Source organism: Aquipseudomonas alcaligenes, assembly GCF_003205495.1.
In the GTDB taxonomy this organism is placed as follows: domain Bacteria; phylum Pseudomonadota; class Gammaproteobacteria; order Pseudomonadales; family Pseudomonadaceae; genus Aquipseudomonas; species Aquipseudomonas alcaligenes_B.
In genome coordinates this window covers 106752-122203 of sequence record NZ_QJRX01000009.1, presented here as the reverse complement: position 1 = coordinate 122203, position 15452 = coordinate 106752, and the positions used below count along the sequence as shown (strand labels likewise).

General features: G+C 67.1%; 12 protein-coding genes. 8 read left to right on the top strand and 4 right to left on the bottom strand.

Translation table 11 applies throughout. The features are described 5' to 3' along the window. Window positions 1-82 precede the first annotated feature (82 nt). From DMO17_RS17040 to DMO17_RS17025, 4 genes are all read left to right on the top strand, one after another. Window positions 83-679 (top strand): glutathione S-transferase family protein, encoded by a 597-nt coding sequence (locus DMO17_RS17040; RefSeq protein WP_110683671.1) that lies wholly within the window; start codon window positions 83-85, stop codon window positions 677-679. Window positions 680-688: 9 nt separating this feature from the next. Next, window positions 689-1603 carry a pyridoxamine 5'-phosphate oxidase family protein gene (locus tag DMO17_RS17035; protein ID WP_110683670.1) on the top strand — a complete coding sequence of 305 codons (915 nt, stop codon included), beginning with the start codon at window positions 689-691 and terminating at the stop codon, window positions 1601-1603. A 2-nt stretch (window positions 1604-1605) separates the two neighbouring features. Further along, window positions 1606-2463, top strand: coding sequence for an MBL fold metallo-hydrolase (locus tag DMO17_RS17030; protein ID WP_110683669.1), 858 nt, complete (start codon window positions 1606-1608; stop codon window positions 2461-2463). Between the two features lie 112 nt (window positions 2464-2575). Then, window positions 2576-3841, top strand: coding sequence for an OprD family porin (locus tag DMO17_RS17025; protein ID WP_110683668.1), 1266 nt, complete (start codon window positions 2576-2578; stop codon window positions 3839-3841). Window positions 3842-3994: 153 nt separating this feature from the next. Here the strand turns inward: DMO17_RS17025 and DMO17_RS17020 are convergent, their stop codons facing one another. After that, window positions 3995-5203 (bottom strand): ammonium transporter, encoded by a 1209-nt coding sequence (locus DMO17_RS17020; RefSeq protein ID WP_110683667.1) that lies wholly within the window; start codon window positions 5201-5203, stop codon window positions 3995-3997. Between the two features lie 451 nt (window positions 5204-5654). On the opposite strand from DMO17_RS17020, the gene DMO17_RS17010 reads away from it, so the two are divergent. Further along, window positions 5655-6821 (top strand): EAL domain-containing protein, encoded by a 1167-nt coding sequence (locus DMO17_RS17010; protein ID WP_110683665.1) that lies wholly within the window; start codon window positions 5655-5657, stop codon window positions 6819-6821. Window positions 6822-6833: 12 nt separating this feature from the next. On the opposite strand, the gene DMO17_RS17005 is transcribed toward DMO17_RS17010, so the two are convergent. After that, window positions 6834-7946: a GGDEF domain-containing protein gene (locus DMO17_RS17005; RefSeq protein WP_146224929.1), complete on the bottom strand. Its 1113-nt coding sequence runs from the start codon at window positions 7944-7946 to the stop codon at window positions 6834-6836. A 186-nt stretch (window positions 7947-8132) separates the two neighbouring features. Between DMO17_RS17005 and DMO17_RS17000 the strand changes: the two genes are divergently transcribed. The 3 genes from DMO17_RS17000 (at window position 8133) to DMO17_RS16990 (ending at window position 13563) form a co-directional block, all read left to right on the top strand. Continuing rightward, complete coding sequence (locus DMO17_RS17000) at window positions 8133-9464, top strand: deoxyguanosinetriphosphate triphosphohydrolase (protein ID WP_110683663.1); 1332 nt, start codon at window positions 8133-8135, stop codon at window positions 9462-9464. A gap of 4 nt (window positions 9465-9468) precedes the next feature. After that, on the top strand, window positions 9469-10527 hold the full coding sequence (locus DMO17_RS16995; RefSeq protein ID WP_110683662.1) for an FUSC family protein: 1059 nt from the start codon (window positions 9469-9471) through the stop codon (window positions 10525-10527). A gap of 78 nt (window positions 10528-10605) precedes the next feature. Then, window positions 10606-13563, top strand: a complete 2958-nt coding sequence (locus tag DMO17_RS16990) for an HD domain-containing phosphohydrolase (RefSeq protein WP_110683661.1) — start codon at window positions 10606-10608, stop codon at window positions 13561-13563. Window positions 13564-13603: 40 nt separating this feature from the next. Here the strand turns inward: DMO17_RS16990 and DMO17_RS16985 are convergent, their stop codons facing one another. Next, window positions 13604-14206 carry a glutathione S-transferase family protein gene (locus tag DMO17_RS16985; protein ID WP_110683660.1) on the bottom strand — a complete coding sequence of 201 codons (603 nt, stop codon included), beginning with the start codon at window positions 14204-14206 and terminating at the stop codon, window positions 13604-13606. Beyond that, window positions 14206-15372, bottom strand: a complete 1167-nt coding sequence (locus tag DMO17_RS16980; protein WP_110683659.1) for an aminotransferase-like domain-containing protein — start codon at window positions 15370-15372, stop codon at window positions 14206-14208. The genes DMO17_RS16985 and DMO17_RS16980 overlap by 1 nt, the downstream gene beginning before the upstream one ends. Window positions 15373-15452 lie beyond the last annotated feature (80 nt).

The following is a 15452-nucleotide window of genomic DNA, read 5'->3' as shown; positions in this document are numbered from 1 at the left end:
CTCCAGTTCGGAAAGGCTTCGCTTGAAATATACAGACCTGTCTGTCTATTATCGAGTCACTTTTCACCCCGAGGCTATTCCCATGCGACTCCATGACTTCACCCTGTCCGGCAACTGCTACAAGGTCCGCCTGTTCCTCGCCCTGCTCGGTCGCGAGGCCGAGCTGGTGCAGACCGACCTGCTCGGCGGTGCGCAGAAACGCGCCGAGTTCCTCGCCCTCAACCCGCGCGGTCAGGTACCGTTGCTGGAGGATGACGGTCGCGCCATCTACGACTCCCAGGCCATCCTGGTTTACCTTGCGCGGCGCTACGCCGAGACCAGCTGGTACCCGCAGGATGCCCTGAGCCAGGCGCGCATCGCCGGCTGGCTCAGCTTCGCCGCCAACGAAGTGGCCCAGGGCCCTGGCCAGGCCAGGCTGCACGCGCTGTTCCGCATGCCCGGCGACCTGCCCCTGGCCCAGCGGCGCGCGACCCAGACCCTGGAACTGCTGGAGGCCCACCTGGCCCGCCACGACTGGCTGGCCGAAGGGGCTGCGCCGAGCATCGCCGACATCGCGGTCTACCCTTATGTCGCCCTGGCCGGCGATGGCGGCCTCGACCTCGCGCCCTATGCCCATCTCGCCACCTGGTTCGCGCGCATCCGCGCCCTGCCCGGCTACATCGGCATGCCCGGCCTCTGAGGAGTCCCCATGGACACCCCCTTCCATCCCGGTGAACAGCAGATCCAGGCCCGTCTCGGCGTGCGCGACAAGCTGGCGGAGATCGGTCGGCGGGTGATCCGCGACCACATGCCGGAGCAGCATCGCGAGTTCTTCGCCCTGCTGCCCTGGCTGCTGGTCGGCAGCCGTGACGCCAACGGCCAGCCGCAGGCCTCCGTGCTCTGGGGCACGCCCGGTTTCGCCCGCTCACCGCAGCCGCGGTGCCTGCGCATCGACGCCCGCCCCGAGGCGGACGATCCGCTGGCCGCCAATCTGCGGGCGGGCGCCAGCCTCGGCCTGCTCGGCATCGAGCTGCCGACGCGCCGGCGCAACCGCATGAACGGCCATGTCGAAGCGCTGGACGACACGGGTTTCGCCGTCGCCGTGCAGCAGTCCTTCGGCAACTGCCCCAAGTACATCCAGGTCCGCGCCTGGCATGCCAAGCCGCGCCAGCCGGGGCCGCTGGAACAGGGCGAGGGGCTCGACCCGCGCTGGCTGCGCCTGGTCGAGGGCAGCGACACCCTGTTCATCGCCAGCTGCCATGGCGAGGACATCGATGTCTCGCACCGTGGCGGCCCGCCCGGCTTCGTCCGCCTGGGCGCCGACGGCCGCCTGTGGCTGCCCGACTACAGCGGCAACTTCATGTTCAACACCCTCGGCAACCTCTTGCTGGAGCCGCGCTGCGCGCTGCTGTGGATCGATTTCGCCAGCGGCGATCTGCTGCATCTGGAAGCCCGCGCCGAGCTGGTGTGGCCCGAGGACTACGCCGAGCCCGCACCACCCGGCGCCGAACGCATGCTGGCGCTCAGTCCCGGTCGCTGGCGCCTGCGCCTGCGCCGCGCCCGCCTGCCGCTGGCCTTCGGCGCCGCCGAACCGTCGCCCTACCTGCCCGTTCAAGGAGCCTGAACATGCGTATCCTGCTTCTCTGCCTGCTGCTGGTCCTTGCCGGCACCGGCCAGGCCGCCGGCCTGCGCTTCGCACTGGTCAAGACCGCCGAGACCGAGACCCGTGACGCCTTCACCATCGAAGGTGGCGCCTGGACCGAGAAGGCCATCGCCAACCACGTCGCCGTGCTGATCGAGCACCACGCCGCCACCCTGCTGCTGGACACCTCCCTGGGCCGCCAGGTGGACCGGCAGTTCGAAGCGGAGATGCCCTGGTACGACAAGCCGCTGCTGCGCTATGGCAAGGTTACCCCGGTGCGCGACCAGCTGGAGCGCGACGGCATCCGCATCGACCGCATCCTCCTCACCCACAGCCACTGGGACCACGCCTCGGGCCTGGCCGACTTCGCCGAGGTTCCGGTGTGGGCGCCCTACGAGGAAATCGAGTTCAGCCAGATCGCCGGCCCGCCGGCGGTACTGCCCAGCCAGTTCGCCCACGGCGTGCGCTGGGTGCCTTTCCTCTACGCCGCCCAGCCGTTCATGGGCTTCGAACGCAGCCACGACATGTTCGGCGATGGCAGCCTGGTGCTGGTGCCGCTGGACGGCCATACCCCGGGCTCGGTGGGGCTGTTCCTCACCCTCGACGACGGCCGGCGCTTCTTTTTCACCGGCGACACCAGCTGGCGCCTGGAGGGCTTCACCGGCCCGCGGGAGAAGTTCTGGATCAGCAAGCGCATGGTCGACAACGACCCACAGGGCACCCGTCTGCAGCTGGAGAGGGTCCATCGCCTGCTGCAAGAGCACCCCGACCTGACCGTGATCCCGGCCCACGACGAAGCGGTGCAACGCCGGATCGGCTACTACCCGCACTGGATCGAGTGAGGCTCGACTCGACCAAGGTCTAGAGGCCGCCGCCGCGGCAAAGTGGTTTATTCGCCCTCGCTGCAACCGGACCGGACAACCGGGCCGCCATCACCAGCCGAGGACAATAACAATGAGCAAGTCCCCCCTTGCCCGCGGCGTGGCCCTCGCCGCGCTGGGCACCAGCCTCACCCTGCCGACCATCAGCCAGGCCGCCTTCATCGAAGACAGCAAGGCCAATGTGGAGCTGCGCAACTTCTACATGAACCGCGACTTCCGCCAGGAAGGTGCCGCCCAGTCCAAGGCCGAGGAATGGGCCCAGGGCTTCCTGCTGCGCGTTGAATCCGGCTACACCGAAGGCACCGTCGGCTTCGGCGTCGACGCCATCGGCACCCTGGGCTTGAAGCTCGACTCCGGTGGCGGCACCAGCGGCACCGGCCTGCTGCAGCGCGACCGCGAGAGCGGCGAAGCCCAGGACAGCTACGGCGACCTCGGCGTCACCGCCAAGGTCAAGGTCTCCAACAGCGTGCTCAAGGCCGGCACCCTGATGCCCAAGCTGCCGGTAGTCCAGGCCAACGACTCGCGCCTGCTGCCGCAGAGCTTCCAGGGCGGCTGGATCAACTCCCAGGAGTTCGCCGGGCTGACCTTCGATGCCGGCCAGCTGAGCCGGGTCAACCAGCGTGACTCCTCGGACCACGAGACCATGGTCATGACCACTGGTACCGGCCGCGGCTTCACCGGCACCAGCGGGGTCGACAGCGACGAGTTCAACTTCGCCGGCGCCAGCTACAAGTGGAGCGACCAGCTGACCACCGCCTACCACTACGGCGCCCTGGACAACTTCTACCGGCAGCACATCCTCAGCGCCGTGCACGTCCTGCCGCTGGGCGACCAGCAGAGCCTGAAGAGCGATATCCGTTTCGCCCGCTCCACCGACGATGGCGACAGCAACGTCGACAACAAGGCCTTCGGCGCCATGTTCACCTATGCCCTTGGCGGCCATGCCTTCGGCCTGGGCTACCAGCAGATGAACGGCGACACCGGCTACGCCTACATCGGCGGCACCGACCCCTTCCTGGTCAACTACGTGCAGATCGGCGACTTCGCCTTCAAGGACGAGAAGTCCTGGCAGGCCCGCTACGACTACAACTTCGCCGCCATCGGCATCCCCGGCCTGACCTTCATGACCCGCTACCTGTCCGGCGACAACGTCGATCGCGGCGCCGGCCTGTCCGAGGGCAAGGAGTGGGAGCGCAACACAGACATCGCCTACGTGTTCCAGGAAGGTCCGCTGAAGAACTTCGGCGTGAAGTGGCGCAACGCCACGGTACGCTCCAACTTCGGCAACGACCTGGACGAGAACCGCCTGATCCTAAGCTACAGCCTGGCGCTCTGGTAGAGAGGCAACCGACCGTCCTCTGCTATTGGTAGCCCGGATGCAATCCGGGGGCGGAGTTGCCTGCTTCCCGGATTACATCCGGGCTACGACCGCTAAGCCACGCAACCACGAAAAAGCCCGCCAATCGGCGGGCTTCTTTTATCCAGCGCGGACTCAGTCCTGGCTATTGGCACCGATCTTGTGGATCGACAGGTCGGCACCGTAGTACTCCTGCTCCTGGTTCAGGCGGATGCCGGTCGCGGCCTTGAGCAGGCCATAGACCAGGAAGCCGCCCACCAGCGCCACCAGCACGCCCAGGGCGGTGCCGATCAGCTGGCTGGCCAGGCTGACGCCGCCCAGGCCGCCCAGGTAGCTCTGGCCGAAGATGCCGCAGGCGATGCCGCCCCACACGCCGCACAGGCCGTGCAGCGGCCACACGCCGAGCACATCGTCGATCTTCCACTTCACCTGGGTAGCGGTGAAGGCCCAGACGAACAGGGCGCCGGCGATGGCGCCAGTGGCCAGCGCGCCAACCGGGTGCATCAGGTCGGAACCGGCGCACACCGCCACCAGGCCGGCCAGCGGGCCGTTGTGCAGGAAGCCCGGGTCGTTACGGCCGACCAGCAGCGCGGCGACCGTGCCGCCAACCATGGCCATCAGCGAGTTGACCGCCACCAGGCCGCTGATGCTGCCCAGGGTCTGCGCGCTCATCACGTTGAAGCCGAACCAGCCGATGATCAGGATCCACGAGCCCAGTGCCAAGAACGGAATGTTCGACGGCGCGAAGGCCACCAGGCGGCCATCGCGGTAGCGGCCGTCGCGGCGGCCGAGCAGGATCACCGCACCGAAGGCCAGCCAGCCTCCCACCGCGTGCACCACCACCGAGCCGGCGAAATCGTGGAAGGCCGCGCCGAAGCGCTCGGTCAGCCAGGCCTGCAGGCCGAAGTTGCCGTTCCAGATCAGGCCCTCGAAGAAGGGGTAGACCAACGCGACGATCAGCAGCGTGGCGCACAGTTGCGGGCCAAACTTGGCGCGCTCGGCGATGCCGCCGGAGATGATCGCCGGGATGGCGGCGGCGAAGGTCAGCAGGAAGAAGAACTTCACCAGGGCATAGCCGTTGCCGGCGGTCAGGGTCGCGGCCGGCTCGAGGAAGGTGACGCCATAGGCCACCCAGTAGCCGACGAAGAAATAGGCCAGGGCCGAGACGGCGAAGTCCGAGAGGATCTTCGACAGGGCGTTGACCTGGTTCTTGTGGCGCACCGTGCCCACTTCGAGGAAGGCGAAGCCGGCGTGCATGGCCAGGACCATGATGGCGCCGAGCAGGATGAACAGGGTGTTGGAGCCGTGGATCAGGGTTTCCACGGCGCTGTTGAGGTTTTCCATCGGCAGTAGGCTCCGGCGGTATTGGCACCAATTCAGTTCATGACGGACGAGATACGCACCATCCTGATGCCTTCATGCGCCAGGTCGAGGCTCGAAGGAAACCTCATCTGGCGCACACCGGCCCGTCAGAAAAACCCGAAAAGGAGCTAATTTCTTTATTTTTCAGTTATTTGTATCGACCCCAAGGATCATCTCCGGACCCTTGCAGCGCCCCATTACAAGGCAGTCGATCGAAAAGACGCACCACTGAATAGCAAGCGCCGTACCACTCCCGATCGCGACCTCACAGCAGAGGCCGCCCCTACCTGCGGCGCCGCACCAAAGGTGCGCAAGGCGAACGAGCCCCAGGCGCCCGGCAGAGCCATCGGCACGGCTGGCCGCATTCTTGCAATCAAGCTGCATCCCGACCGGGCCGTCCGGTCAAGTTTCCATCCACGCAAGGAACCGGTCCGTGATCGACGGCCAACCAGTCGCCGTTTTCCAGCCTTTCATCGACACCGCCACCGGGCGCATTGCCGGGGTCGAGGCGCTCGGCCGCCTGCGCCAGGCCGACGGCAGCCTGCGTTCGGTGGGCCCGCTGTTCACCGACCCGCGCGTCTCCCCGGCCAGCCTGCGGCGGCTCGACCGGCAGATCCGCGACGACGCCCTTGCCCGCCTGCACCAGGCCCCGGCGGACTGGTTCCTCAGCCTCAACATCTCGCCGCGCTGGATCACCCGCCTGCGCCCCAACCAGGCGCTGCCCAGCCTCAAGCAGCTGCACAGGCAGGGCATAGCGGCGCAGCGGGTGGTGTTCGAGATCACCGAACTGGGCGGTGGCAGCGACAAGCTGGCCGAGGTGGTGGCGCGCTACCGCGAAGCCGGCGCGCGCATCGCCATCGACGACTTCGGCGCCGGCTACTCGCAGCTGGACCGGGTACTGGCCCTGCAACCGGACATCCTCAAGCTGGACATGCGCCTGTTCCAGGAGGCGGCCCGTGGCGGCCCCAGCGGCGAGGTGGTCAAGGCGCTGGCGCAGATGGCGGAGAAGACCGGCTGCTGGATCATCGCCGAAGGCGTGGAGACCGAGGCCGAGCTGGATTTCGCCCTGGAGTGCGGGGCGCGCTACGTGCAGGGCTACCTGTTTGCCCGGGCTGAGGCGCAGTTCTTCGCCGCCGACGCCTTCGTCGAGCGCTTCGCCCGCCTGCGCGAGCAGTACGTGCAACGCAAGCTGGCCGAGCGGGCCAGGCTGGTGACCCTGCGCCAGCAACTGGCCGAGGTGATGAACCTGATGCGCGGCTGGGTGGAGCGTGGCGCCACACTGGCGGAGCTGTTCAGCCCGCTCGACTACCCCTGGCTGCTGCGCGTCTACCAGTGCGACCGCCACGGCACGCAGATCAGCCCCAACCTGCAGTGGGACGGCCGGCGCTGGCAAGAGGACCCGCGCTACCTGGGGCACAACTGGTCGTGGCGGCCCTACTTCTACCAGCTGCTGGCCGAGGGCTGGGAAGAAAGGCGCCTGACCCTGTCCAGCACCTACCGCGACGCCACCACCAACCAGTACTGCCTGACCGCCGGACAGTTCATCGACAACGGCCGCCGTCTGCTGCTGCTGGATATCGACGCGGCCGGGCTGACCTGACGGCGGTGAGGATCAGATCAGGATGGGCCTGTGATAAGGCGCCAGTTCCATGCGGTTGCGCCCGTTCTGCTTGGCCCGGTACAACGCCTTGTCGGCGCGCTCGATCAGCCCGGCCACGCTCTCCTGCAGGTAGTACTGGGCCACACCGATCGAGGCGGTGACGCGCATACCGGCCGGCAGGCCCTGGTACTCGGTCACCGCCAGCTCGTCCTGGATGCGCTTGATGCAGTGCTGGGCCATCTCCAGGGAAGTCTGTGGCAGGAATAGGAGAAACTCCTCGCCGCCGTAGCGGGCGAAGAAGTCGGTGCTGCGCAACAGCGGCTGAACGGTGTTGGCGAAGGTCTTGAGTACCTCGTCGCCCACCGGATGGCCATAGCTGTCGTTGATCCGCTTGAAGTAATCGAGGTCGAGGATGCACACGCAGAAACCGGCGCCGCCACGGTCCGTGCGGTTCTTCTCGTGGGTCAGCATTTCCAGCAGATAGCGGCGGTTGTACACCCCGGTCAGCTCGTCATGGGTGGCCAGCTCGGTCACCTGCTGCAGCACCTCCTGCAGCTGGGAGTTGCTGGCCATGAGCTTCTTGCGCAGCTCGCTGATATTGCCACCGAGTACGGAGATGAACGGCAGGAAGGCGGAAAAGCTGCACCACAGCACCATCTCCACCGCCAGGTTGAAGCGCTCGCCCTCGATGTGCTCGATCAGCGGCAGGGTCAGGCCGTAAGCGACTATGGTCAGCAGGCTCAGGCCGAGCAGCTGGCGGGTGTGCAGGCGGAAGCAGCCGAACACCATGATGATCAGCAGCACCACCAGGTGGGCACCGCGGGCCTCGCCGGCGTAGGTCTGGGTAAACAGCACCATGGCGATGGCCGCCACCATCTGCGCCATGGTCAGGCTCGGATCGCGCAGACGCAGGTTGAGGCCGGTGTGGAACAGCAGGAAGAACCCCAGGTTGGTCAGCACCGCGATGACCAGCCAGGTGCCCATGACCCAGGCGGGCGAGATGCCGTTGTACAGCGACACGCCCTGGGGGACACAAGCCAGGACGTACATCGCCAGGCTCATCAGGAAGCGCTGGACGCGCAACTGCTGATGCGGGTCCTTGGATGAGGCAGCCAATGAAGTCACGCGTTTGCTCTCTTGTAGTTATGGAATAGGCACGTGATGGCCAGACCATATCATCGCGGCACGGGCGAGCTGCTACCGTCCGTCGTCAGCCCGACGGCAGCCCCGGCCGAACAGCACGGCACTTGCAGGCGTCGTGGCGAACACCGAAGCTAGGCAAAGACCCCTCTGCAGAAGACGAGTACCGCCTTGGATTGGCAAACCCTGCTCACTCGCGAACGCCTCGGCAAGCCGGTCTACAGCTCCGACGAGCTGGGCCGCAGCCCGTTCCACAAGGACCACGACCGCATCATCTTCTCCGGCGCCTTTCGCCGCCTCGGACGCAAGACCCAGGTCCATCCGGTGTCCAGTAACGATCACATCCACACCCGCCTGACCCACTCCCTGGAGGTCGGCTGCGTGGGGCGTTCGCTGGGCATGCGCGTGGGCGAAATGTTGCGCGACGAGCTGCCGGCCTGGTGCGCTCCCAGCGATCTGGGGGTGATCGTGCAGTCGGCCTGCCTGGCCCACGACATCGGCAACCCGCCCTTCGGCCACTCCGGCGAGGATGCCATCCGCCACTGGTTCCGCCAGGCCGCCGGACGCGGCTGGCTGGACGACATGAGCGAGGCCGAGCGCGGCGACTTTCTCAGCTTCGAGGGCAACGCCCAGGGCTTTCGCGTGCTCACCCAGCTGGAATACCACCAGTTCGACGGCGGCATGCGCCTGACCTACGCCACGCTCGGCAGCTACCTCAAGTACCCCTGGACCGCGCGCCACGCCGAAGCGCTCGGCTACAAGAAGCACAAGTTCGGCTGCTATCAGAACGAGCTGCCGCGGCTGGAACAGATCGCCGCCAAGCTCGGCCTGCCCAAGCTCGACGAGCAGCGCTGGGCGCGCCACCCGCTGGTGTACCTGATGGAGGCCGCGGACGACATCTGCTACGCCCTGATCGACCTGGAGGACGGCGTGGAGATGGAACTGCTCGACTACGCCGAGGTCGAGGCCCTGCTGTTCGACCTGGTCGGCGACGACCTGCCGCAGACCTACCGCCAGCTCGGCCCCGGCGACTCGCGGCGGCGCAAATTGGCGATCCTGCGTGGCAAGGCCATCGAGCATCTGACCAACGCCGCCGCGCGCGCCTTCGTCGCGCAGCAGCCGGCGCTGCTGCTCGGTGCTCTGGAGGGCGATCTGGTGGAGCACATGCACGGCCCGGCCAAGCGCTGCGTACTTCGCGCCAAGGCCATGGCGCGGGAGAAGATCTTCCAGGACAAGCGCAAGACCCTGCACGAGATCGGCGCCTACACAACCCTGGAAATCCTGCTCAACGCCTTCTGCGGCGCGGCGCTGGAGCAGCACGGCGGCAACGGTCTGTCCTTCAAGAACCGGCGCATCCTCGACCTGCTGGCACATTACGCACCGCAACCGGGTTGGCCTCTATACCAATCTTTTCTGCGCATGGTCGATTTCATCGCCGGAATGACCGACAGCTACGCTACCGAAATGGCCCGGGAGATGACCGGGCGCTCCAGCCCGGTATGACACCATGAAAGACTCGTTCAGGCAGCTGTTCGGCTGGCATGCGGGGCCTCTGGACTGGGGGCCGGCATTCATCGCCGGTCTCGGCTGCGCCCTGCCCCTGCTGCTCGGCCTGCTCAGCGGCCATCCGGGCTTCCTCTGGGCTTCGGTCGGTGCCTTCCTGGCCGCGCAGTCCAACCCGCTGCACCGTTTCGGCATGCTGCGCCTGCTGCTGCTCACCCTGTTCGGCGCCTGCAGCGCGGGGCTGGGCTTCTGGGCGGCCAGCGATGCAGTGCTCAGCCTTGTCCTGTTCGCCGCCTACGGCTTTCTCCTGGCCTGGCTGCAGCGCTTCGGCACCGAGGCCGGCAAGCTCGGCCTCGGCCTGATCGTCTGCCTGTGCCTCGGCCAGGGCCAGTTCGGCATCAGCGGGCTGCACAACCCCGATGCAGTGGCCGCGCTGTTCATTCTCGGCGGCCTCTGGGTCGCCCTGCTCGCCTTCGGCCTGCGCGGCCTGCACGGCCTGCGCATGTGGCCCTACATGCCACGCCTGCTGGCGGTGCTGCGGGTGCTGCGGCGCTATGCCAAGCGTCTGCCCGAACAGCGCTGGCGCCTGCATGCGCTGGCTTGCACCCTGGGCTGCGCGGCGGCCGGGCTGATCGTCCAGCTGGCCAACCTGCAGCGTGGCTACTGGCTGACCCTGGCGCTGATCGCCACCCTGCAGCTGGAGAATCGCGGCAGCCTGGCCCGCGCCCTGCAGGCGAGCATGGTCAGCCTGGGCGTCGCCCTCGCCCTCATCTACCTCGGCCACAGCCTGCAGAGCCCACCGGCGATGGTCGCCACCATACTGCCGCTGATCGTTCTCAGCCGCGCCCTGCAGGCCCAGCACTACGGACTGTTCGTGGTGCAGGTGGGGATCAGCTTCGTGCTGCTGGCCGAGAGCCTGGCACCCGACTGGCACCAGGCCCAGGGGCGCCTGCTGAACAGCCTGATCGGCGTGTTCCTGGCACTGCTGGTGGCACTGCTGAGCCATGCCCTGCAACAGCGGCTGGAGCGCCGCACAGAGGTCCTGCCAGCGACGAAAAATTAAGCCCGGGCGCGCGGCAGACCCGCCACGCGTTCACTATGCTTCTGTCCTGTCCCCCAGCGCAGTCAAGGAAGTGAGACGATGCACGTGAAACTCCGTGGTCAAGAACGCCGTTTCCCGCTCCACGTGCATATCAGCGTACTGTTTTCTCTTCTTCTGCTCGGTAGTGGTGTACTGCTCGGCCTGTTCAACTACTACCAGACCACCAAGGTCATCCTGTCCAGCAGCAGCCAGCTATTCAACCAGTTCCGCGAGGAAGTGGAAGCCGACCTGCGTCACACCTACCAGCCGATCCGCCGCCTGCTCACCCTGCTCGCTCTCAACGAGAACAACCAGAGTGCCGAGGGCCACCAGCGCATGGACCTGCTGCCGATGTTCGCCCAGGCACTGCGCGACAACCCCAAGCTGGCGGCGCTTTACCTGGGCTACGAGGACGGCGACTTCTTCATGGTGCGCTCGCTGCGCGACGAGCGCCTGAAGAAGATCTTCGATGCGCCGGCCAACGCCGCCTTCCAGGTCTGGACCATCGACCGCACCGGCGCGGCACGGCCGATTTCCGAGTCGCAGTACTTCGATGCCGAGCTGAACTGGATCAGCCGCCGGCAGAACCTCAAGGAAACCTACGACCCGCGCACTCGCCCCTGGTACCAGAGCGCCATCGACAATGGCCGGCAGATCACCACCGAGCCCTACGTGTTCTTCTCCAGCGGTGATGTCGGCACCACCCTGGCCCGCATCACCCAGGAGCGTACGGTGATAGGCGCGGACGTGACCCTGGCCGACCTCTCCGCCAGCCTGGCACGGCACAAGATCACCCCCTCCACCGAGGTGGTGCTGTATCGCCCGGATGGTGCCGCCGTGGCCTACCCGGATATCCAGCAGCTGGTGGTGAAGAACGGCACCACCCACCTGGTCCAGGTCGACAAGCTCAGCCCGGCCCTCGGCGAACTGTTCCAGCGTGGCCTGGACAAGGACCGCCAGGGCGCCATGCGCCTGGCCGGCAAGCGCTGGCAGGTGTCCTACAGCCAGTTCGAGGAGGGTGGACCCAATGGCCTGCGCCTGGCCCTGCTGGCCCCCGAGGAGGAGTTGCTGGCCGATGCCTACCGCATCCGCTGGCAGGGCGCGATGCTGACCATCGGCATCCTCCTGCTCTGCCTGCCGCTGGGCTGGCTGATGTCGCGCATCCTGGTCAAGCCGCTGCGTGCCCTGGTCAACGAAGCCGAAGCGATCCGCAGCTTCAACTTCAGCTACCCGGCCAGCGGCCACTCGCCGGTGCTGGAGATCGACCAGCTGGCGGTGGCCATGGGCAAGATGAAAGACACCCTGTCCAGCTTCCTCGACATCACCGCCAGCCTGTCCGCCGAGACCCGCTTCGATGCCCTGCTCAAGCGAGTCCTCAAGGAGACGGTGGGCCTCAGCGAGGCCGGTGCCGGCCTGCTGTTCCTGCGCGACGGCGACAGCGGTCGCCTGGAGCCGCACGGCCTGTTCATCAACGACGAGCAGCACAGCCTGGAGGAGCATCGTATTCCTACCTACCTGCCGGGCGATTCGGACATTCCCGAATGGATCCGTCAACCGGCCGAGGGCGGCGCCACCGCCGTGGCCTCGCTCGGCTTCGACCAGGCCAACGGCCTGCAGAGCCTGCTGCACACCCTCGACAGCCCGCGCGTGCATCTGGTCGGCACCGGCCTGCACAACCGCCAGGGTGATACCCTCGGCGTGCTTCTGCTGCTGCACCGCGACAGCGGCGAGGAAAGCGAACCGGCCATGCTGCGCCCGCAGCGCATCGCCTACGTCGAGGCGGTGTCCGGGGTGGCCGCGCTATGCATCGAGAGCCAGCGTCTGCTGGAGCAACAGAAGAAGCTGCTGGACGCCTTCATCCAGCTGATCGCCGGCGCCATCGACGCCAAGAGCCCCTACACCGGCGGCCACTGCCAGCGGGTGCCGGAGCTGACCCTGATGCTGGCTCAGGCCGCCGCCGCCAGTGACGCCGAACCCTTCCGCGACTACCAGCCCAGCGACGAGGAATGGGAGGCCCTGCACATCGCGGCCTGGCTGCATGACTGCGGCAAGGTCACCACCCCGGAGTACGTGGTGGACAAGGCGACCAAGCTGGAAACCATCTACGACCGCATCCACGAAGTACGCATGCGCTTCGAGGTGCTCAAGCGCGACGCCTGGATCGCCTACTGGGAAGGCCAGGCCAAGGGCGGAGACGAAGCCTCGCTGGCGGCGCTGCGTGACGAGGCCCTGGCCGCGCTGGATGATGAGTTCGCCTTCGTCGCCCGCTGCAACCTGGGCGGTGAGGCCATGGCCGAGGCCGACCTGGAGCGCCTGCGCGGCATCGCCGCACGCACCTGGACACGCACCCTGGACGACCGCCTGGGCGTGTCCTGGGAGGAAAACCAGCGCCAGGCACGCAGCCCGGCGCCCGAGCTGCCGGTGCAGGAGCCGCTGCTGGCGGACAAGCCGGAGCATCTGTTCGAGCGCCCGGAAAGCGAGCTGATCCCGGCCGACAACCCCTGGGGCTTCCGGCTCGAGGTGCCGCAGTACAAACACAACCGCGGCGAGCTGTACAACCTCGGCATCGCCCGCGGCACCCTCACCGCCGAGGAGCGCTACATCATCAACAACCACATCGTGCAGACCATCCGCATGCTCGACCACCTGCCCTTCCCCAAACACCTGGCGAACGTCACGGAGATCGCCGGCGGGCACCACGAGAAGATGGACGGCAGCGGCTACCCGAAGCGCCTGAAGCGCGAGGAGATGAGCCTGCCGGCGCGGATGATGGCGATCGCCGACATCTTCGAGGCGCTGACCGCGGTGGATCGCCCGTACAAGAAGGGCAAGACCCTCAGCGAGGCGCTGGGCATCATGGCCGGCATGTGCCGCGGCGCCCATGTCGACCCCGAGCTGTTCGGGCTGTTCCTCGCGGCCGGCATCCACCAGAGCTATGCCGAGCGCTACCTGAAGCCTGAGCAGATCGACGCGGTGGATGTGCCGGCCATCCTGGCCAAGGCCGGCCTGGCCGGATAGGCGGCAATAAAAAACCGGCCAAGGCCGGTTTTTTATTGCGTCAGTCGAACATGCCCACGTGGCGTGGATGGCTGGCCACCCGCGCCAGCCAGGCCTGAATCGCCGGGTAGGCGGACAGGTCGAAGCCGCCCTCGTGGGCCACGTGGGTATAGGCATACAGGGCGATGTCGGCGATGGTGTACTGCTCGCCCACCAGGTAGGGCGTGCGCTGCAGCTGCTGCTCCATCACCTTGAGCGCCTTGCGCCCGCGCACCTGGCACACCTCGTACTCCTCGCGCCGCGCCTCGGGCAGGCCCAGGTACAGCTGGATGAAGCGCGCCACCGCCACATAGGGCTCGTGGCTGTACTGCTCGAAGAACTGCCACTGCAGCATCTGCGTGCGCAGGCGCGGCTCGCTGGGGATGAACGCGCTGCCATCGGCGAGGAAGTTGAGGATGGCGTTGGACTCCCACAGGCAGGTGCCGTCTTCCAGCTCCAGCACCGGAATCTTGCCGTTGGGGTTCTTGGCCAGGAAGGCCTCGGTCTGGGTCTCACCCTTGAGGATGTCGACCGGCAGCCACTGGTACTCGCGGCCGAGCAGATGCAGCATCAGCTTGACCTTGTAGCAGTTGCCGGAACGGTAGTCGCCATAGACCTTGAGCATCATTGGCCTCCCTGGGCCTGCGCCGCACGGATGACTGCCGCCAGACGGCGCAGGCCTTCGCCGAGCTTCTCCGGCGGTACGTGGCTGAAGTTAAGCCGCAGATGGCCGGGGTTGGCGTCCGGGTCGACGAAGAACGGCTCGCCGGGCATGAAGGCGACGTTCTGCGCCATGGCCGGTTGCAGCAGGGTGCGGGTATCCAGCTTGTCCTTCAGGGTCAGCCAGAAGAACAGGCCGCCCTGCGGCACCTGCCAGCTGGCCAGGTCGCCGAAATGCTCCTCCAGCGCCGCCTGCATGGCGTCGCGGCGCACCCGGTAGAAGTCGCGCAGCTCGGCCAGGTGCGCGCGGTACTTGTCGCTGCCCAGCCACTGCAGGGCCTGCCACTGGCCGATACGGTTGGTGTGCAGGTCGGCCGCCTGCTTCAGGCGCAGCAGATGCGGGAACAGGTCCGCACTGGCGATCAGGAAGCCCACGCGCAGGCCCGGCAGCAGGGTCTTGGATACGGTGCCGGTATAGATCCAGCTGGTGCGCTGGAGGCGGCTGACGATAGGCGTGGCGCTGCCGGCATCGAACACCAGCTCGCGGTACGGCTCGTCCTCGATCAGGGTCACGTTGAACTCGTCGAGCAGCGCCGCCACGGCGTTGCGCTTGGCCTCGCTGTAGCGCACGGCAGACGGGTTCTGGAAGGTCGGGATGAGGTAGGCGAAGGCCGGCTTGTGCTGCTGCAGGCGCTCGCGCAAGGCTTCCAGCTCGGGGCCGTCGGCCTCCTGCGGCACGGTGATGCAGTCGGCACCGAACAGCTGGAAGGACTGCAGCGCGGCCAGGTAGGTCGGCGCCTCAACGAGAATTTCCGTACCCGGATCGATGAACAGCTTGCTGGCCAGGTCCAGGGTCTGCTGCGAGCCGCAGGTGATCAGCACCTGGCTGGCCTCGCAGGGCACGCCCAGCTTGCGCGCCTCGGCGGCCACCGCCTCGCGCAGCGCCGGCTCGCCCTCGCTCATGCCGTACTGGCCGAGCGAGGCCGGCATCTCGCTCCAGTCCACCTGCGGCAACATCGGCTCGGCCGGCAGGCCGCCGGCGAAGGACATCACCTCCGGACGCTGCGCCGCAGCGAGGATTTCGCGGATCAGGGAGCTTTTCAGGCGGGCAACGCGTTCGGAGAAGGCCATGGAGATCACCGGTAGCACAGGCAGGGAAAATTGGGTCAAACTGTTTGACCGAAACTACGACGGCCGGAATGGATACGTCA

Bases quoted from the DNA above. Each gene is read 5' to 3' on its own strand.
- DMO17_RS17035 (WP_110683670.1), top strand. From the start codon at position 689: ATGGACACCCCCTTCCATCCCGGTGAACAGCAGATCCAGGCCCGTCTC.
- DMO17_RS16985 (WP_110683660.1), bottom strand. From the start codon at position 14,206: ATGCTCAAGGTCTATGGCGACTACCGTTCCGGCAACTGCTACAAGGTC.
- DMO17_RS16990 (WP_110683661.1), top strand. From the start codon at position 10,606: ATGCACGTGAAACTCCGTGGTCAAGAACGCCGTTTCCCGCTCCACGTG.
- DMO17_RS16995 (WP_110683662.1), top strand. From the start codon at position 9,469: ATGAAAGACTCGTTCAGGCAGCTGTTCGGCTGGCATGCGGGGCCTCTG.
- DMO17_RS17040 (WP_110683671.1), top strand. From the start codon at position 83: ATGCGACTCCATGACTTCACCCTGTCCGGCAACTGCTACAAGGTCCGC.
- DMO17_RS16980 (WP_110683659.1), bottom strand. From the start codon at position 15,372: ATGGCCTTCTCCGAACGCGTTGCCCGCCTGAAAAGCTCCCTGATCCGC.
- DMO17_RS17030 (WP_110683669.1), top strand. From the start codon at position 1,606: ATGCGTATCCTGCTTCTCTGCCTGCTGCTGGTCCTTGCCGGCACCGGC.
- DMO17_RS17025 (WP_110683668.1), top strand. From the start codon at position 2,576: ATGAGCAAGTCCCCCCTTGCCCGCGGCGTGGCCCTCGCCGCGCTGGGC.
- DMO17_RS17020 (WP_110683667.1), bottom strand. From the start codon at position 5,203: ATGGAAAACCTCAACAGCGCCGTGGAAACCCTGATCCACGGCTCCAAC.